Below are 16,833 nucleotides of genomic sequence, written 5' to 3'. Positions count from 1 at the left end.
TCCCATTTTTGGCTTCGTATAAGGTGTATTATGTTAATTTTAGGAAAGGCTCTAGACTAGCAGAATGATTATGTTAGTCTAGAGCCATATAATTAACATTATTGAAGTATTTTACATGGCAATTTTTCGACATTCTTCTGCACACTGACGGCAAGCCTCAGCACATTTTTTACAATGATCATGTGAATGTTTTTCACACTCTTCCGCACAATATTCACAGATCTTAGCACAAAGCTCACAAATCTCTTTGAGGAAAGGTGAGTTATGTTGTTGCATACGCACACATAACTGACAAATATCTGCACATTCTAGACAACGTTGAATACATTCACGCATCATCTCTAAATCTTTTTCTTTTAAACAAGAAGTTGCACATTCAGTACAAATAAGTGAACAGTTTGTACATGCAGAAATACACTTTGAAAATTCCGTATTAATCATTTTTTACTCTCAACTTATATAATCAGAGAAATAATTAAAACATAATTTTTTTCTACTAATTATTTTAAATTATTAGTAAATGTAATACATAATGTTAATTTATATGAATAATGTTAATTTTAACTAAATCTTATTTATATTCCAAATTATTAAAAAACAGTTTTTAATTAGGATAGATGATCAAGTATCAAAAGCAGCTATTCTTAAAATAACTGCAATAATTTTATCACTTTAAAAATAGATTTTCCCTCTATTTAACATAATGGATATTATACAAAGTACACTTGTATATTAATATAAATATCAACAACTTATTAATATCAGAAAAATCCCAAAATGCAAAAAAAGCCGACTTTGAAACAAGTCGGCTTTTTTATGAGCAGTTTTGGAATGTTTTGCCAATAATTTTGACTAAAAATTACACCAATTATGTTGAGTGATACAATTTTGTGATACATTATTGTATATACAAATTTGAATGTTTTTTATGGAACAGTATTTCGAATGGGATGAGGCAAAGAATCGAAAGAATCAGAAAAAGCACGATGTTTCTTTCGAAACGGCAAGCCTTGTTTTTGATGATCCATTAAGGATCTCAATCCAGGACAGACATACCGATGGTGAAGAACGTTGGCAAACCATTGGAAAAGTAAAAGGCGTACTAATGATGTTAGTAGCTCACACCATCTTTGATGAAGATGACTGTGAAATCATACGAATCATTAGTGCAAGACAAGTCACTAAGGCGGAGCGAGATAGATATGAGCATGGTTAGATACTCACGCAAAGAACTGAATGAAAAATTCAGCGACAAGCAAGATGCTGAAATTCAACGCTTGCTTGCTAAGGGAACGGTTCCTGACGATCAGCTAGATCTCTCAGATATGCCTGAAATTACCGACTGGAGCAATGCTGTACGCCATAATCGATTCTATCGCCCAGTGAAGCAACAGACTTCCATTCGTTTAGATGCTGATGTACTTGCATGGTTTAAAGCTCAAGGCAAAGGCTATCAAACTAGGATGAATGAAATTCTGCGAGATGCTATGCTGAAAGAATTAAAAAATCATCAATAAAAATGGGAGCTTACGCTCCCATTTTTGACTTCGTATAACATGTACTATGTTAATTTTAGCGAAACTCAATAATAAATTATTTCTTCTTTGGCTTCATACATGACTTGGAATTAATAGGTTGAAGACACTATTTGGCTATAGCTGTAATCTCTATCTGAATATTTTCATCATAGAGATTTTCTAGAATTTCCTTATATATTTCATAATTATCTTTCTCATAACATACAAAAAACACTTCATCTACGGCTTCACATGAGGGTAATGTCATCATGATAGATCCAATTGCAAATTCAGCTGCCTGCTGTAATGGATACTTATAAATCCCTGTTCCTAAATTTGGAAATGACACTGTTTTTGCTTGAACCTGATTAGCTTTCAAAAGTGCATTGCTATAAGCATTACATAAGAGTTGAGGTTCATTTTTTTCACCGCCTAACCATCTAGGTGGAACAGCATGAATCAGATATTTTGCAGGTAAATTTCCAGCTGTCGTTACTTCCGCATTTCCAACAGCACATCCACCTTTTTCTTGATTAATCTGAATGCACTCTGATTTCATTAAAGATCCTGCTTTTTTATGGATCTTTCCATCTAGTCCACCACCACCAAGTAATGATTTATTAGCTGGATTCACAATAGCATCTACAGATAAGGTAGTAATATCCCCATGTACTAATGTAATCCGATTCATATAAAATAGGTTCCAATTATTAATAAATTTTTGCAAATATTTTAATAAGTTAAATAACAAGGGGAAAGTATGCAATCAAAAGTTTTACTTAATTTATTAGATGAGGTTGTTCAAGAAAAAAAAGTAAATTCTTTATTTTTAAATCGATATAAAAATCTTCTAGCTCCAAAGTTTTCCATCTTTAGCTATTTTCGCACAGATGAATTAATACTAAGTAATATCCTAGCTGACCTACTAGATCCTCAAGGTAGTCACGGACAAGATTATCTTTTTATCAAAAAATGGATTGAACTTAGAAAAAATGGATTAGATGAATCTTGGCAAAAAATTAACTTAGACCAGTCTAAAATCACCGTTAAGTTGGAAGAAAAAAATTGGCGTTTAGATACTTTAAGAAGGATGGATATCCTAATTGAGATTTTTTGTCATGGTGAAAAATACGCATTATGTATTGAGAATAAGCCTTTTGCATCTGATCAAAAGAATCAACTTAAAGATTATGCTGACGAGTTGGAGCAACGCTACCCCAACCAATGGCAACTGATTTATTTATCTGGTTCTGGAAAAGAGCCTAGCGAATACAGTATATCGAAAGAAGATTCCGAACTTCTACAATCGCAGAGCAAGTTAGCTGTATTGGGCTACGCAGATTTAATTAAATGGTTAACTGAGTGTATTCTTTATACGAAAAATGATCGAGTAAAAGTCTTTCTAGAAGAATTGAAATTATATATCTCTCAAAACTTTATTACGCAACTTAGCAACGAAGAACAAACTGTTATGTTAAAAAATATCTTAGATCATGATGACTACATTAAAGCACTAATTGAAGTCGAAACATTGAAACTACAAGTACAAGAAAACTTACTGGTAAAGTTTAAGGAAGACCTAAATCAATTATGTGAAGGTTTTACTCTTGAGGGTGAGCTCACATCTAAAGCCTATTCAGGAATTAGTATTTTCAAAAAAGATGAATCTAAAAAAATTAGATTTAGAGTTGAGTTCGATCGCTCACGATTTGGATTATTCTTTTTAGGTATAGTTTTATCAGATTTTACAGATGTAATTGTGACTGTAGAAGAACGAGAAAAGTTATTAAATCTTGTTCAAGAACAATTTCCATCTATTAAATTAGGTCAGTCACCTAATTGGCCTATCTATATTGATATTCCAGAGTTAGCTCACTGGGATAGCAATGGTGATATTTGGGTCAATATAAAAAATGGTACTCTAGCTCAACGTATTTACAATGATTACTTCATAAAACTAAATGAAATCATAAGTACAAGTGGTATTTAACCACTTAAATTATAAATTAAGACCTTCTAACTAAAATATTCAAAGCCCTCAATCGAGGGCTATTTAACATAAAATCTCTTATGCGAAATGGGTTTGTAACTCCAAAATATAAATATCAAAAACTTAACAAACTAAGATGAATGCAAAAATGCAAAAAAAGCCGATTTTGAAACAAGTTGGCTTTTTTATGAGCAGTTTTTATAGTTTTTGCCAATAATTTCGTTTAAAAAGTAGTCGATTTTGCGATTTTCCCTGATAACTCAATACCTGAACTTCGCAAATTATTCGCAATTTCTGCGGATAAACCTTGGGGTAAGTTTTGAGCAATGTTGTAAGCTCAGGCTGACATGAATTAGGGAGCATTGCGTCTATGTCACCGCAGGGATTTTTCATATGATGGGGACATAGAGAACAGGATGTTCCAACACATAAAACAATAATGATAAGTGCAACACCAGGACGTGAGGTACGACAGGAGTTATACCTAAACACCCAATACGAAAAAGCCCGACAGGATGTCGGGCTTTTTTTATATTTAGTATTTAAAGAAAGCCTTTTTCCTTTAAATAGGATACTGCTGCAAGAATATATGATGAATTGAATGTTACATCTGTATAAGTTGATGGGGAATGACTCCCAGTTTCCCTAAAAATTTTATAAAAATTATCAACTTCATCGAAACTTATCGGTCGAATATTATCTTTATTGTTATGAACAAATAATTTTCCATCTTCACTAAATATGCAAAATTTTGACTTTCTTGACTCAGTCTCTAAATTAACAGGTGTAGAAAAATTTCTAACTAAAATTTCATATAAATTAATGTTCATATCATTTATCTCATTGTTTTGATGGTTATATTTTTTTTCTAACGTATCCAGACTCAATAAAATTGCTTCTCTAGCTAAAAATGATTTAGTTCGCTGAGTTTTTTCTGCTACTTCATCTAATCGCTTTTCTAATTCTACTGGTAATCTGAGCATTAGCATTTCAATAACCTTTATCTAATTGTATATCAATTAGAGTACATCATTAGGATTGACTTTGCAATTCCTGTTTTTTAGATAGTTATTCAATAAAAAACTCCTATTTAGGAGTCTTTCATATAAGAGATTTTATGTTAAATCATAATCCTCATGTATTATTGTAATAAAATCTTGTAGTTAATAATTATCTAATAAATCAATTAGATGTGCTTTTATGTTAGTCCATTCACTTTTAATAATACTGTACATTACGGTATCTCGAGTTGTACCATCTTTACGTAAAGCATGCCCTCTAATTATCCCATCCTTTTTTGCACCCAATCTTTCAATTGCTCGCTGACTTTTAATATTAAAAATATCAGTGCGAAGTCCAACCGTCTCAGTGTTTAACTGTTCAAAAGCAAATTGTAGTAATAGCAACTTACATGTCGTATTAACATGCGTACGCTGCACTGATTTTGCATACCAGGTATAACCTATTTCTAAGCGTTTCACGTTCAAAAGAACATCATGATAACTAGTTGTACCTAGAATTTTCCCAGAGCTTTCTTCGATGACAACAAATGGATAACGTGTACCTTCCTGTTTTTGTATTAGAGCTGTTTCAATATAGTGATGAACCTCAGAATAATGCGGTGTTGATGTAACTCTTAATTTCCACAGTTGACCATCTTTACATGCTTCCATAAGCCCACTTTCATGTTCAAAAGATAAGGGAATTAAACGGATATTATTTTTATTCAAAAAAACATGATCAAATAATTTTAATTCTTTCAGCATACTTTCCCTTTACTATCTTTGAGCTGGATACAAGTGATTCTATTAATTTAATAATTTCTAAAATTAACATAATACACGTTATACGAATTCCCAAGGCATGGCTTTTAGTCATGCTTTTTTTATCAAAAGACTATACCTGAATGATAGCGAGCCAAATCGCATACAATATCTATCATTAGACTTAATGCAATAATTAAATGATAGTATTATCATTAATCTAATAGAATTAAGATTAAATGATAGAAATGAATACACGTATTTATCTACGAGCTTCAACTAAAGATCAAGATGCAGAAAGGGCTTTGCAGATTCTTCAGGATCTAAACCAAAACTTGAATTTGGGTGAAACCATTGTGTACGTGGAAAACTATAGTGGTACGAAGTTAGACCGACCTGAATTGAATAAGCTACTGTCAGAAGCAAATCAAGGTGACACATTGTTAGTTGAAAGTATTGACCGCTTATCACGCCTAACCCAACGAGATTTTCAAGAGCTGAAGCGCAGGATCCAGGAGAAGGGACTTCGTTTAGTCGTAGCAGATCTTCCTACTACCTACCAAATGATTCAAACCAGTGACAGCATTACTCATTCAATCTTGGAACTCATCAACAATATGTTGATTGATCTTCTGGCAACAATGGCCCGCCTAGACAATGAGAAACGTATAGAACGTATTAAGCAGGGCCTGGCACGTTCGGGTTACAAACCAACAGGCAAGAAGGCAAATGAGGCTAAACATAAACGAATAAAAGAATTGCTAGTAGTTGGCAATATGACTAAGGAAGAAATTGCCAAAGCAGTGAATTGTGGAGTTGCAACTGTCTATCGAGTTGCTAAAGTTATCTAAAAGAGGCTTATCTCAACGCGCCCCCAATGGGGCACCGCTGCATTCAGGTTACTTCACATAAGAAATTTTATGTTAAATGATTGTTAGAAATGCCCCTTGATCGAGGCATTTTCTATAAAGAATACTAAAAACTAATTAAAGCCAACCAAGTTTCAAAACAAGGCAGTTCTCAGCAATCATATTTTTAAATTATATAACTCCCAACTGAGCTTTTGCTCCAACGATAAGGCTTTCATTTTGAGTTTCTAAGGCAAATAAACCATACATCAAAGGAGAGGCCGCTGCTCTTTCTAAAGTCTGTTCATATAGTTTATTCCAAACTTTACCCCCTAGTTTTTCATACTCGATGATTAGAGTTTTGAGGCTTTCTTCTCCAAACAAAGTTACATGCCCAGCAAAATCAATCGCTGGGTCATCTATATGGGCTGTTGACCAATCAATAACGCCTGAAACAGCTCCATCCTTTGAAGCTAGTACATGCCCAGCATATAAATCGCCATGTATAAATTGGGTGAAATCTGCCCATAGAACATCATTATCCAACCATTTTCTGTAGCGGGTTTCCAATTGCTCACTTATACCAATTTCAGATTTTACTAACTGCAAATTGTTTGCTATTTCAGGTCTTAAATCTGAAGGTTTCATAATTTTCAAATCATTTTCCCGAACTTCTTTTTCAGGAATACTATGGATTTCAAATAAGGTTTTTGCCAAAGATGTTATGTATTTCGGGCTATCTTTGTCCATATTCCAAATTATTTCATAGGTTTCAGCATCCAAATTTAAAACAGGATTATCTTTAAGTATGGGATAAGCCACTAATTCTGTAGATGAAATTCTCCAATCAGGAACCTCTACAGAAAGATGTTTTTTTACCAATTCTAAAATGCGTTTTTCTTTCTTGATTTGTTCCCTCATGCCATCACGACGAGGAATACGCAGCAACCATTGTTGCCCCTTTGTATCAAGAGCAAAAACGACCTTAAAATCAATGCCCATTTCATTGAAATTCATTTTGTCCGTAAGCAACAAGCCGTGTGCTTCAGCAAGTGATTGAATATCTTGAATTGTCATTTTTAATTTCCTTTAAAGAGTTCAATAATTAATGTTCGGATTAGATTGGCTATCATTAACAATCTCTCTCAAAAGTCTTGATGATTTTGTGGTCTTTGATCTCGTAGATAATGTCAGCAATATTATCGACCAATTGCTTGTCATGAGATACGAAGATAATAGTTCCTGCATAGGACTTCATCATTGTTTCTAATGCGGCAATACTTTTTAGGTCAAGATAGTTTCCTGGTTCATCCATAAGCAAAATATTATATTTTCCTAAAAGCATTTTGGATAAAAGCAGTTTGATGATTTCACCTCCCGATAAGTCGGATAAGTTTTTTTGAATATCATTCGCTCCGATCCCCATTGAAGCCAATACTGCACGAATTTCCGCAACTGTGTACTCGCACTCTTCCTGCATAAAGGAGAGCACAGATTTATGCGTGTTAAATTTATATCCTGTTTGTGTAAAGTAGCCAATTTCAGCTTTTGGAGATATGGTTAATCCATCAGCACGTTCTGATATCATTTTTAACAAGGACGTTTTCCCTGTTCCATTCGATCCAGTTATAGCGACTTTAGCGCCAAGCGGTATTATAAAGTTAGCGTCATCAAAGATAGTACGGCTACCAAATTTTAAGCTCAGACCATCTGCCGTAATCGGGAACTTATTGTGCAGTTCTAGGGCTGAACTTTGACGAAAACGAATAGAACGCAAATGCTCTGGTGCTTGAATATCTTCTAATGCAGCCAAACGCTTTTCCATACTCTTAGCTGCCTGATACAGTTTTCTTTGCTTGGTGCCAGTCATTTTTGCATGCCCAAGTCGTCCAGCACTTTCGGTAGAGTTTTTGGATTTTTCTCCTTTTTTCTTATTGTCTAATCGATTAGCTTGCTGGCGTTTTTCTTGCACAGCAGATTCTAATCGCTCCCGTTCCTTCATCATCAGCTCATATTCTACGGCTTGGTGTTGTCGCTCTTCTTCTTTTTGACGCAAGTAATCCGAGTAACCACCCCAATATTCCGTAATTTTACCGTCTTTTAACTCCCATATCTTGTCTACAACCATATCAAGAAAATATCGGTCATGACTGATAACAAGTAATGCTCCATCAAATGCTTTAAGTTGACCAATAAGTAGATCTATTCCATTGAGATCAAGGTGGCTGGTTGGTTCATCCGCTAGAATGCCATGTACTTGTTGGGAAAATGCGGCAGCAATTTTTGCACGAGTTTCCTCTCCGCCACTCATTGTGTCGTTTTGTACATTGGAAACACCAAGGCGAGATAACATTGCCCGGTCTTCGACCGTTTCTATTTCGATTCCGCCCAGTTGGCTGATATGTGCAAAATCACCAAAACGCTGTAATGTCGCTTCGGCTAAAACAATTTCGCCATTAAGTACTTTGAGTAAACTACTCTTTCCTGCTCCGTTATCACCCACAAGACCAATACGGTCATAAGAGTGAATTTCCAATTCATCAATATCCAAAACATCACGCCCAGCATAATCCAAGCGTATGTTTCTCGCTTTAATAATTAAACTCATTTTTATTTACTCCTGTTTAGCTCTTGAAATTTTTTATGCAGCAAACAGGATTTAGGTGAAAACAAAAGCTAGCATCACAGTGTCCTCCCAAAAAAAAAGCTATTCATCCACAGGGTGGACAAATAGCTAGTCAATTAAGTTATAACTGGAAACTATGCACTAAAAGCATACTTATAAATTAAGCATACTTTTACTTTATATATCCGCATATATTCTTAAAGACACAACAAAAGCCCACCATTATAAAATAGTGTCACTATGCAAATAGTTGTGTCTTAACGAATGCGGATAGAATGCATAAACTTACCTAAAAAATAAAATTCAGTTTTATGATAACTTTACTGTTAAAAGAAGTCTAGACAACCTTGTTTTATGCTTGGATATAAGGCTTATTTTAATATAAAATATTCTCAAAACTTTTTAACGAGTGAAAAAGTACTCAACCAAATAATAAAACAATTGAATTTAAAAGAAACCGATACCGTTTACGAAATTGGAACAGGTAAAGGGCATTTAACGACGAAACTGGCTAAAATAAGTAAACAGGTAACGTCTATTGAATTAGACAGTCATCTATTCAACTTATCGTCAGAAAAATTAAAACTGAATACTCGTGTCACTTTAATTCACCAAGATATTCTACAGTTTCAATTCCCTAACAAACAGAGGTATAAAATTGTTGGGAATATTCCTTACCATTTAAGCACACAAATTATTAAAAAAGTGGTTTTTGAAAGCCATGCGTCTGACATCTATCTGATTGTTGAAGAAGGATTCTACAAGCGTACCTTGGATATTCACCGAACACTAGGGTTGCTCTTGCACACTCAAGTCTCGATTCAGCAATTGCTTAAGCTGCCAGCGGAATGCTTTCATCCTAAACCAAGAGTAAACAGTGTCTTAATAAAACTTACCCGCCATACCACAGATGTTCCAGATAAATATTGGAAGCTATATACGTACTTTGTTTCAAAATGGGTCAATCGAGAATATCGTCAACTGTTTACTAAAAATCAGTTTCATCAAGCAATGAAACACGCCAAAGTAAACAATTTAAGTACCGTTACTTATGAGCAAGTATTGTCTATTTTTAATAGTTATCTATTATTTAACGGGAGGAAATAATTCTATGAGTCGCTTTTGTAAATTTGGAAAGTTACACGTTACTAAAGGGAATGTAGATAAATTATTAGGTATACTACTGACAGCTTCCAAGGAGCTAAAGAGGTCCCTAGACTAGCAAGAAGTACACAAGAAGCCTTAAAGATTATAGAAAAGCTTTTCCATGAAATGCTTAACATTATTTAATGTTAACATGTGGCTTTGTGGTAACTACCACGAGTGGTAACTTGTAACATGAAAAAAGTTACAAGTTACAAGTGGTTTATTTACGAACATAAAGGCTAGGAAAGCACTTGATAAGTATATCAAGTGCTTTTTTTCCGTTCGATTTTACTATCCAAGATACCGCTTGACGTACCTAATATTTTAGTGTGCTAAGGGCTTTGCTTTTTCTGGTTATAGTTCGTTCAAAAAAGACCGCAAGGGTAAATGCACGATCATAGATCGCCCTTGCAGCTTTTTAATCTCTCCACTTTTTTATAACCAAGCAAGTTTTCTAATAAAAGATCTAAATACGTATCTTTCATCAATTGAGATTCATTGTTATTCAATATATTGTAGGTTGAAAGTATCAAATGTGAAAGTTGAGGATCAGAACGTAGGGTTGATTCGATAGCAAGTTCGATAGGCTCATTAAATATTCCTTCATAGCTTTTTTTTAACCATGCTGGATCTAAATGCATCATTTTATAAGTGAAGCCGAGAGGATCTGGTGCATTACCATCATGAACTTCTTCAGGTTCAAGCATGAAAGTTTGACCTTGATAGCTATCAATAATTTTTTTTCTACAATTGAATTGTTGATGTCCTAACTCTGTTACCCCTATAAGATAACTTGAGTGTAGATGAGGATCGTATGCAAAGCCTTTGAAGTGGGCATGAATTAGTTCTATACCTGTAGACTTATCCTGTGTGACATTGACCCAATTGCTCATATTTACTTAATTAGTCCTAATGGATTTAGCTTATCAAAAATTATCTAATGAAGAAATTCTAAAATTAACATAATACACCTTATACAAAATGCCCTTGTAAGCCCTTAATCAAGGGCATTTTTAGTCTCTACTTAACATAAAATTTTGGTGGTGCTTCAAAAAGTATGCTGCCTTTAAATGAAGCCATTATTGATGTAAAAGAAAAGAAGGCTAAATCAAAAGCTTTAAAATGGTTTTCAAGCTTTTTTGAAAAATTACAGCTTCTTCTGAAGCTACGCCTAATTCTATGCCTTATTTTGCAATTATTGCCTTCAATACCTACAGTAAAAAATTTACCAATACTTTGCTTACCATTTTTAAAAGCAGTGATGAAACTGTCCCAATGATCACTTGCAATTCGGGTGTAGTGAATATCTAATTGTTTAAGCTTTGTCTTCAATTGTTAGACTGTAGCTAAATCTCGTTTACCCCAAACATAAGCAACAATTTCACCTGTTTCTCGATGATAGGCGTAAATAAGCCATTGTTTATTCTTTTTATTTCCAACAAAATTCCAGAACTCATCTACTTCGAGAGATTCATAATGACTTTGCTGAGGCTGAATTTCATAGGTTGATTCAGTTAAAGTACGTAAAACTTTACCGATACTGATGCGCTCAACTTCAGCAATATCTCGTATACCGCTGCCTCTGACCATCAACTGTAATATTTTACGAGTAATACCTGACTTACATCCTAGATAGCTCAGTGCATGATCACCAATAAACTGACGTTTACAGTCTTTGCACTGATAGTTTTGTTTCCCATCTACTTTGATACCATTTTTCTTTATACTATCACTGAGGCAGGTTGGACATTTGATTGCTAGAGTTATTTGCATTTCTCTATTTTATCAAAATCCAATCGGCTTTTTCTTCAGCATACTTTTTGAAACACTACCAAAAATAGATTAACCTCAAACTTCTAATTCTTATAAATAATGAAAAACACCCAACTTATCTAGCACATCTAAAGACAATTGTTTACGTAGAGCAATATCATCACCAGCTTTCATTTGCATATTTAAAGCAAATGCCACCACTTGCCCATCTGCCTTTTCAACAAAACCCACATACCAACCCACTTGCGGGTCTACAGCCATTCCCCAGCCACTTTTAGCATATAGACGATTCTCCCCTCTGCGCTCTACATACAACATCTCTTTCACTTGTTGCTGAACTTCAGGTTTAAAAGGCAATTGCCCTTGGGCTAAATCATACACAAACTTTACTTCTTGTATAGGTGTAATTGTCAAAGGCCCTTTCAACCAAAATTGATCAACTTCCGTGCCTATTTGCATATTGCCATAACCAATACGTTGCAATTCACTTTGCATTAAGCTTGGACCAATACGACGTGCCAATTCTTGATATACAGGCACTGTAGATGCTTGCATGGCTTCGCCCAAAGTAAAATCTTTGTCCCATGCTTTAAAAAAACGTGGCTTTCCATCCCACTTAAATATTTCTGTAGATGTTGCTTTATGATTTTCTAAACCAATTAGTGCATTGGCAATTTTAAATGTAGATGCAGGAATATAAGCTGTTTTTGCTCGGTCTAAATGCGTGCCATATTTTTTAATATTTTGACCATCATATGTGACAAACACAGCATCAGCTGAGATTTCATTAAAAAGCGCTTGAACATTCTGATCGATGATTGAGTTATTCACTTGTGGAATTGTACTTGTTTTTGCTCGACTCATACTATGCTCAGCACAAGCCCCAATACTTATGCTTAAGCAAACTAAACTCAATATTTTTAATAATTTCATGATATACAACTTTAAAATTTGGTAGTGTTTCAAAAAGTATGCTGAAGAAAAAGCCGATTGGATTTTGATAAAATAGAGAAATGCAAATAACTCTAGCAATCAAATGTCCAACCTGCCTCAGTGATAGTATAAAGAAAAATGGTATCAAAGTAGATGGGAAACAAAACTATCAGTGCAAAGACTGTAAACGTCAGTTTATTGGTGATCATGCACTGAGCTATCTAGGATGTAAGTCAGGTATTACTCGTAAAATATTACAGTTGATGGTCAGAGGCAGCGGTATACGAGATATTGCTGAAGTTGAGCGCATCAGTATCGGTAAAGTTTTACGTACTTTAACTGAATCAACCTATGAAATTCAGCCTCAGCAAAGTCATTATGAATCTCTCGAAGTAGATGAGTTCTGGAATTTTGTTGGAAATAAAAAGAATAAACAATGGCTTATTTTTGTTCAAAAGTCATATTTTACCTCGGAGAAACCGGACATTTTTATTGGTGAGAATATAGACACTTTAAATGGGTTCTAACACTCTCTCTGTTTCGTATAACAGCCATTATGTTAAATGAATGATAATTGACATTTTGTTCATTAATACTGATATGCAACGAATTTTATTATATGTCACCCCTCAATTACAAATATAAATGACTGCTCGTCTAATCATCTCCATTACACAATTAAATGTTAAAATGCATAGCTACTTCATCTAAGATAAAATATATGTATCCAAATCTACAGCACAGCTTCGAAAACAGCGTCATTCTCGTTGTAGAAGATGATTATGATATTGGTGACATTCTTGAAAAATACATAAAAAATGAAAACATGCAGGTCATCCGTGCATTGGATGGACAACAAGCTTTAGAGTGCCTAAAAGCCAACTCTATCGACCTGATTCTCCTTGATATTAAATTACCCAAACTAAATGGCTGGGAAATTCTACAAATCATCCGTCAAACAAGTCATTTACCTGTCATTATGCTGACTGCCTTAGATGATCAAGTGAATAAGATCATGGGGCTAAAAATGGGTGCTGATGACTTTATTATTAAGCCATTTAACCCAAACGAAGTGATTGCACGAATACAAGCCGTACTTAGACGAAGTACAAGCCAAAATATGGAAATAACTAATATTATTCGTTATAGAAATATTGAAATTAATCCAGATCATCATCAAGTTTACATTTCAAATGGTCAAAGAAATCAGTTGCTCAACCTTACGTTAACTGAGTATAAGATACTGTTTTTGATGGCAAAAACACCGAATAAAGTCTTTACACGTAATGAATTGATCCAAAACTGTATGCCTGAAAGTGATGCTTTAGATCGCACTGTAGATAGCCATATCAGCAAATTACGCAAAAAACTTGAAGAAAATGATGTAAATGGCTTATTAATCAATGTCCGTGGCGTGGGGTATCGCTTAGATCAAAATCATGAAATTTAACTTTTTTAAAAATTCTGTTGGAATTAACTTCCAGTTTATTATCATGATGAGCCTATTCAATTTAGGCATTACGCTGTTATCTTTCATGATTGGCTATTTTGTTTATAGCTGGGCGATAAAAATAGGTTTTCTAAATACACAAGTTATTAATTCAAATGAATTTTCAGTTACCTCCGTTGACTTTATCTGGCTGTTTTTAGTGCTATTAACAGGCTTTTTTCTTTCTACTATCCTCGCCTTTAAATATGGAAAACGCTATACACAGCCAATTAGTGATTTAGCAGATGTTATTCAACAAATTCAACAAGGCAATTTAGCACTCAGAATTAAACAGCCACATCATGATATTCCACATGAAATCAAGTCTCTTATTGAGAACTTCAATGAAATGGCAAACCAACTTGAAGTATCAGTTAAGAATTCAACTGTTTGGAATGCTGCAATTGCACATGAATTACGAACACCTGTGACAATATTACAAGGTCGCTTGCAAGGTATTGTCGATGGTATATTTATTGCCGATAAAGCTTTACACCTAAGCTTATTGAACCAAGTCGAAGGCTTATCTTACCTTGTGGAAGATTTACGGACACTGACACTTATTGAAAATAAACAATTACGATTAGAACTAGAAAAGACCAATTTAAAAAATAGTATTGAAAAATGTCTGCAGATGTTTAATGAACGGTTTCATGTTAAAGGTTTAACTATTGTTTTAAATTTGACGGATAAATTGGTTTGCGTTGATATAAGAAGGATGGAACAGGTCTTTATTGCATTGTTCTCTAACTTTCTAAGATATTCGAATGCTGGAAAAATAAATATTACATCTGTAACCACAGCAGAACATTGGGTATTGACGTTTGAAGATGAAGGTCCTGGTATTGATGAATCGCATCTTAAACACCTGTTCAAACCCTTCTATCGACTGGAAGACTCTAGATCATGTCTAGATGGCGGTACTGGATTAGGCTTGGCAGTGATTGATGCAATTATTGAAGCACACCAAGGTCATATTTATTATTCTAAATCCAAAAACTTAGGTGGCAGCTGTTTTACTATTCAACTAAATCGTAAGACATCAACTCATTTATAATGTGTTAAGTTCAGATTAATACGGCTTAATTTAAACCATAAATTTAAGATAAATTGATGTCTGAACTTAACCATTCTGTTTGATGATCCTCAAATAAATTTCATCACAATGAATTCTCATCTCGATATTTAGCTAGCATAAAAAATACCACAATGGAGAGTATCCCGATGATAATCCCTGCTGTTAATAATAAATTAACATGAGCTGAACTGAAGGCAATTTTACCTGCGTTAATCAATGCTGTACCTTGTTCAACGGGTAACTGGCTCGCCACTAAATAGGTATCACCAATCGAAAGTCTGGCTTTTTCTGCTAAAACAGCAGTTAAATCTGACGGCACTTGAAGATGACTGCCAAATATATAGGCCATGAAAACACCAAATAAAGTAATACCTAGTCCTGTACCCAGTTCATAACCTGTACTTTCAAGTGAACCTGCCGCACCGCCCTTTTCTGCAGGTACTGAGCCCATGATCGCAATGGATGAAGCTGTTAAACCAATACTCAGTGTTAATCCAATCGAAGCTAAAATAAAGGGAACGATGATTCCCGGATGATGAAAATCTGAATAACTCAAACTGACCAACGCAATTGCTGCCAATATTAATGACATGGTCGCAACCAGACGGAGTCCAAATTTATTGGATAAAAAACCAGCAATAGGCCCGCCAATAGCGGCCGCAACCATAATCGGAACCATAAAAAGACCGGCTTGCAGCGGTGTTAAACGAATGACATATTGCAGCTCCATTGCCAAAGTTAACTCAACCCCTGCCAAAGCGCCTGCAGCAACCATTGCCATAATAATGCCGGCTAAAATAGCAGGACGTGAAAATAGCGAAAGATCTAGCATCGGCTGAGGAGAATTCAGCTGTTTGCGTACAAATATGGTTAATAAGCCGATAGATAAAACGACCAAAGGCAAGACAATCAACAACGACTGTTTACCGCCTAAGCCTGCTTTTAGTGCATATACAAACGAAATCAAACCGACAATCAGCAATAGCGCTTGACCAAATGCCCAATGTCCAGGGGTTATAGCTTCTTTTCGGGACAATAAGAAATAGCACATTGGTGCGACAACCAGCATGATTGGGACGTTAATCAGGAAAACTGAACCCCACCAGAAATATTCTAACAATCCCCCACCAATGAGCGGTCCAATGGCGGCACCGGCTGATCCGATTGTGCCCCAAATACCCAGCGCAATGGCACGTTCGCGACTGTCTTCGAAGGTTCTGCGAATAATACCCAATACACAGGGCATAATCATGGCACCGCCTAATGCTAATAAAGCACGTGCGGCAATCAGCATAGAAGCCGTTTGGGAAAATGCCGCAAGGACTGAGGCAATTCCAAATATAACCAAGCCAATCAGCAGAATCTTACGATTGCCGACACGATCAGCCAAAGTTCCCATCGGAACTAAAAGTCCAGCCATAAGTAATGGATAAATATCAATAATCCATAAGACTTGGTTACTTGTGGCACTCAGCGATTGGGTTAATGAGGGAACCGCAACATGCAGTACAGTCATATCAATCACAATCGGCAGAAATGCAAGCACGACAGCGAGCAATATCCACCAGCGTTTCGGATCAAGATTGGTAGCTTTCATGATTAAACCTATATTGATGGTTTATTAAATCAATTCTGAAATAAAGATGTAAATGAAAGATTTGTTGTGGGCT

16 protein-coding genes and 2 pseudogenes are annotated in these 16,833 nt (G+C 35.0%); 8 read left to right on the top strand and 10 right to left on the bottom strand.

Annotated elements, in window-relative coordinates; genetic code table 11:
• Positions 1 to 111: 111 nt before the first annotated feature.
• Positions 112 to 441, bottom strand: a complete 330-nt coding sequence (locus FTU70_RS02900; RefSeq protein WP_016658833.1) for a four-helix bundle copper-binding protein — start codon at positions 439 to 441, stop codon at positions 112 to 114.
• 487 nt (positions 442 to 928) lie between these two features.
• On the opposite strand from FTU70_RS02900, the gene FTU70_RS02895 reads away from it, so the two are divergent.
• Both FTU70_RS02895 and FTU70_RS02890 read left to right on the top strand, forming a co-directional pair.
• A complete protein-coding gene (locus FTU70_RS02895; protein WP_086384391.1) occupies positions 929 to 1,216 on the top strand; it encodes a BrnT family toxin in 288 nt (95 codons plus the stop codon).
• Positions 1,203 to 1,517 carry a BrnA antitoxin family protein gene (locus FTU70_RS02890; protein WP_023274838.1) on the top strand — a complete coding sequence of 105 codons (315 nt, stop codon included), beginning with the start codon at positions 1,203 to 1,205 and terminating at the stop codon, positions 1,515 to 1,517. The genes FTU70_RS02895 and FTU70_RS02890 overlap by 14 nt, the downstream gene beginning before the upstream one ends.
• A gap of 127 nt (positions 1,518 to 1,644) precedes the next feature.
• Here FTU70_RS02890 and FTU70_RS02885 read toward each other — a convergent pair whose 3' ends face one another.
• A complete protein-coding gene (locus tag FTU70_RS02885) occupies positions 1,645 to 2,208 on the bottom strand; it encodes a macro domain-containing protein (protein WP_086384392.1) in 564 nt (187 codons plus the stop codon).
• Between the two features lie 69 nt (positions 2,209 to 2,277).
• Here FTU70_RS02885 and FTU70_RS02880 point away from each other — a divergent pair, with 69 nt between their 5' ends.
• Positions 2,278 to 3,507 (top strand): PD-(D/E)XK nuclease family protein, encoded by a 1,230-nt coding sequence (locus tag FTU70_RS02880; RefSeq protein ID WP_086384393.1) that lies wholly within the window; start codon positions 2,278 to 2,280, stop codon positions 3,505 to 3,507.
• A 542-nt stretch (positions 3,508 to 4,049) separates the two neighbouring features.
• Here FTU70_RS02880 and FTU70_RS02875 read toward each other — a convergent pair.
• Both FTU70_RS02875 and FTU70_RS02870 read right to left on the bottom strand, forming a co-directional pair.
• Entirely contained in the window at positions 4,050 to 4,490 is a 441-nt protein-coding gene (locus FTU70_RS02875) for a ribbon-helix-helix domain-containing protein (RefSeq protein ID WP_039048291.1), read from the bottom strand.
• A 180-nt stretch (positions 4,491 to 4,670) separates the two neighbouring features.
• Positions 4,671 to 5,273: a GNAT family N-acetyltransferase gene (locus FTU70_RS02870; RefSeq protein ID WP_019838175.1), complete on the bottom strand. Its 603-nt coding sequence runs from the start codon at positions 5,271 to 5,273 to the stop codon at positions 4,671 to 4,673.
• Positions 5,274 to 5,509: 236 nt separating this feature from the next.
• Between FTU70_RS02870 and FTU70_RS02865 the strand changes: the two genes are divergently transcribed.
• Positions 5,510 to 6,121 carry a recombinase family protein gene (locus FTU70_RS02865; RefSeq protein WP_015060246.1) on the top strand — a complete coding sequence of 204 codons (612 nt, stop codon included), beginning with the start codon at positions 5,510 to 5,512 and terminating at the stop codon, positions 6,119 to 6,121.
• A gap of 189 nt (positions 6,122 to 6,310) precedes the next feature.
• On the opposite strand, the gene FTU70_RS02860 is transcribed toward FTU70_RS02865, so the two are convergent.
• Together FTU70_RS02860 and msr(E) are read right to left on the bottom strand one after the other, a co-directional pair.
• A complete protein-coding gene (locus FTU70_RS02860; RefSeq protein ID WP_000155092.1) occupies positions 6,311 to 7,195 on the bottom strand; it encodes an Mph(E) family macrolide 2'-phosphotransferase in 885 nt (294 codons plus the stop codon).
• 55 nt (positions 7,196 to 7,250) lie between these two features.
• On the bottom strand, positions 7,251 to 8,726 hold the full coding sequence (gene msr(E), locus FTU70_RS02855) for an ABC-F type ribosomal protection protein Msr(E) (protein ID WP_000052512.1): 1,476 nt from the start codon (positions 8,724 to 8,726) through the stop codon (positions 7,251 to 7,253).
• A gap of 372 nt (positions 8,727 to 9,098) precedes the next feature.
• Between msr(E) and erm(B) the strand changes: the two genes are divergently transcribed.
• Positions 9,099 to 9,851 (top strand): 23S rRNA (adenine(2058)-N(6))-methyltransferase Erm(B), encoded by a 753-nt coding sequence (erm(B), locus tag FTU70_RS02850; protein ID WP_154320141.1) that lies wholly within the window; start codon positions 9,099 to 9,101, stop codon positions 9,849 to 9,851.
• 434 nt (positions 9,852 to 10,285) lie between these two features.
• Here erm(B) and FTU70_RS02840 read toward each other — a convergent pair whose 3' ends face one another.
• The 3 genes and pseudogenes from FTU70_RS02840 to FTU70_RS02830 form a co-directional block, all read right to left on the bottom strand.
• Positions 10,286 to 10,783 carry an AraC family ligand binding domain-containing protein gene (locus FTU70_RS02840; RefSeq protein ID WP_257222532.1) on the bottom strand — a complete coding sequence of 166 codons (498 nt, stop codon included), beginning with the start codon at positions 10,781 to 10,783 and terminating at the stop codon, positions 10,286 to 10,288.
• A 173-nt stretch (positions 10,784 to 10,956) separates the two neighbouring features.
• A pseudogene (locus FTU70_RS02835) lies at positions 10,957 to 11,663 on the bottom strand (IS1 family transposase).
• Positions 11,664 to 11,753: 90 nt separating this feature from the next.
• Positions 11,754 to 12,596, bottom strand: coding sequence for a carbapenem-hydrolyzing class D beta-lactamase OXA-58 (locus tag FTU70_RS02830; RefSeq protein WP_002002480.1), 843 nt, complete (start codon positions 12,594 to 12,596; stop codon positions 11,754 to 11,756).
• 80 nt (positions 12,597 to 12,676) lie between these two features.
• Between FTU70_RS02830 and FTU70_RS02825 the strand changes: the two are divergent.
• The 3 genes and pseudogenes from FTU70_RS02825 to adeS form a co-directional block, all read left to right on the top strand.
• A pseudogene (locus FTU70_RS02825) lies at positions 12,677 to 13,045 on the top strand (IS1-like element ISAba3 family transposase); the annotation flags it as partial.
• Positions 13,046 to 13,317: 272 nt separating this feature from the next.
• The gene (gene adeR, locus FTU70_RS02820; RefSeq protein ID WP_032073130.1) at positions 13,318 to 14,046 is read left to right on the top strand and encodes an efflux system response regulator transcription factor AdeR; all 729 of its coding nucleotides are present in this window, start codon (positions 13,318 to 13,320) and stop codon (positions 14,044 to 14,046) included.
• Positions 14,036 to 15,142 carry a two-component sensor histidine kinase AdeS gene (gene adeS, locus FTU70_RS02815; RefSeq protein ID WP_032073131.1) on the top strand — a complete coding sequence of 369 codons (1,107 nt, stop codon included), beginning with the start codon at positions 14,036 to 14,038 and terminating at the stop codon, positions 15,140 to 15,142. Before adeR ends, adeS begins: the two co-directional genes overlap by 11 nt.
• 103 nt (positions 15,143 to 15,245) lie before the next feature.
• On the opposite strand, the gene FTU70_RS02810 is transcribed toward adeS, so the two are convergent.
• Positions 15,246 to 16,760: an MFS transporter gene (locus tag FTU70_RS02810; protein ID WP_032073148.1), complete on the bottom strand. Its 1,515-nt coding sequence runs from the start codon at positions 16,758 to 16,760 to the stop codon at positions 15,246 to 15,248.
• Positions 16,761 to 16,833 lie beyond the last annotated feature (73 nt).

This window comes from Acinetobacter sp. YH12135, assembly GCF_013418565.1.
Lineage (GTDB): Bacteria > Pseudomonadota > Gammaproteobacteria > Pseudomonadales > Moraxellaceae > Acinetobacter > Acinetobacter towneri.
This window is presented reverse-complemented; position numbering and strand designations above follow the sequence as displayed.

Bases quoted from the DNA above. Each gene is read 5' to 3' on its own strand.
- FTU70_RS02810 (WP_032073148.1), bottom strand. From the start codon at position 16,760: ATGAAAGCTACCAATCTTGATCCGAAACGCTGGTGGATATTGCTCGCT.
- FTU70_RS02830 (WP_002002480.1), bottom strand. From the start codon at position 12,596: ATGAAATTATTAAAAATATTGAGTTTAGTTTGCTTAAGCATAAGTATT.
- FTU70_RS02875 (WP_039048291.1), bottom strand. From the start codon at position 4,490: ATGCTCAGATTACCAGTAGAATTAGAAAAGCGATTAGATGAAGTAGCA.
- adeR (WP_032073130.1), top strand. From the start codon at position 13,318: ATGTATCCAAATCTACAGCACAGCTTCGAAAACAGCGTCATTCTCGTT.
- FTU70_RS02900 (WP_016658833.1), bottom strand. From the start codon at position 441: ATGATTAATACGGAATTTTCAAAGTGTATTTCTGCATGTACAAACTGT.
- FTU70_RS02840 (WP_257222532.1), bottom strand. From the start codon at position 10,783: ATGAGCAATTGGGTCAATGTCACACAGGATAAGTCTACAGGTATAGAA.
- FTU70_RS02865 (WP_015060246.1), top strand. From the start codon at position 5,510: ATGATAGAAATGAATACACGTATTTATCTACGAGCTTCAACTAAAGAT.
- FTU70_RS02885 (WP_086384392.1), bottom strand. From the start codon at position 2,208: ATGAATCGGATTACATTAGTACATGGGGATATTACTACCTTATCTGTA.
- adeS (WP_032073131.1), top strand. From the start codon at position 14,036: ATGAAATTTAACTTTTTTAAAAATTCTGTTGGAATTAACTTCCAGTTT.
- FTU70_RS02870 (WP_019838175.1), bottom strand. From the start codon at position 5,273: ATGCTGAAAGAATTAAAATTATTTGATCATGTTTTTTTGAATAAAAAT.
- FTU70_RS02860 (WP_000155092.1), bottom strand. From the start codon at position 7,195: ATGACAATTCAAGATATTCAATCACTTGCTGAAGCACACGGCTTGTTG.
- FTU70_RS02895 (WP_086384391.1), top strand. From the start codon at position 929: ATGGAACAGTATTTCGAATGGGATGAGGCAAAGAATCGAAAGAATCAG.
- FTU70_RS02890 (WP_023274838.1), top strand. From the start codon at position 1,203: ATGAGCATGGTTAGATACTCACGCAAAGAACTGAATGAAAAATTCAGC.
- FTU70_RS02880 (WP_086384393.1), top strand. From the start codon at position 2,278: ATGCAATCAAAAGTTTTACTTAATTTATTAGATGAGGTTGTTCAAGAA.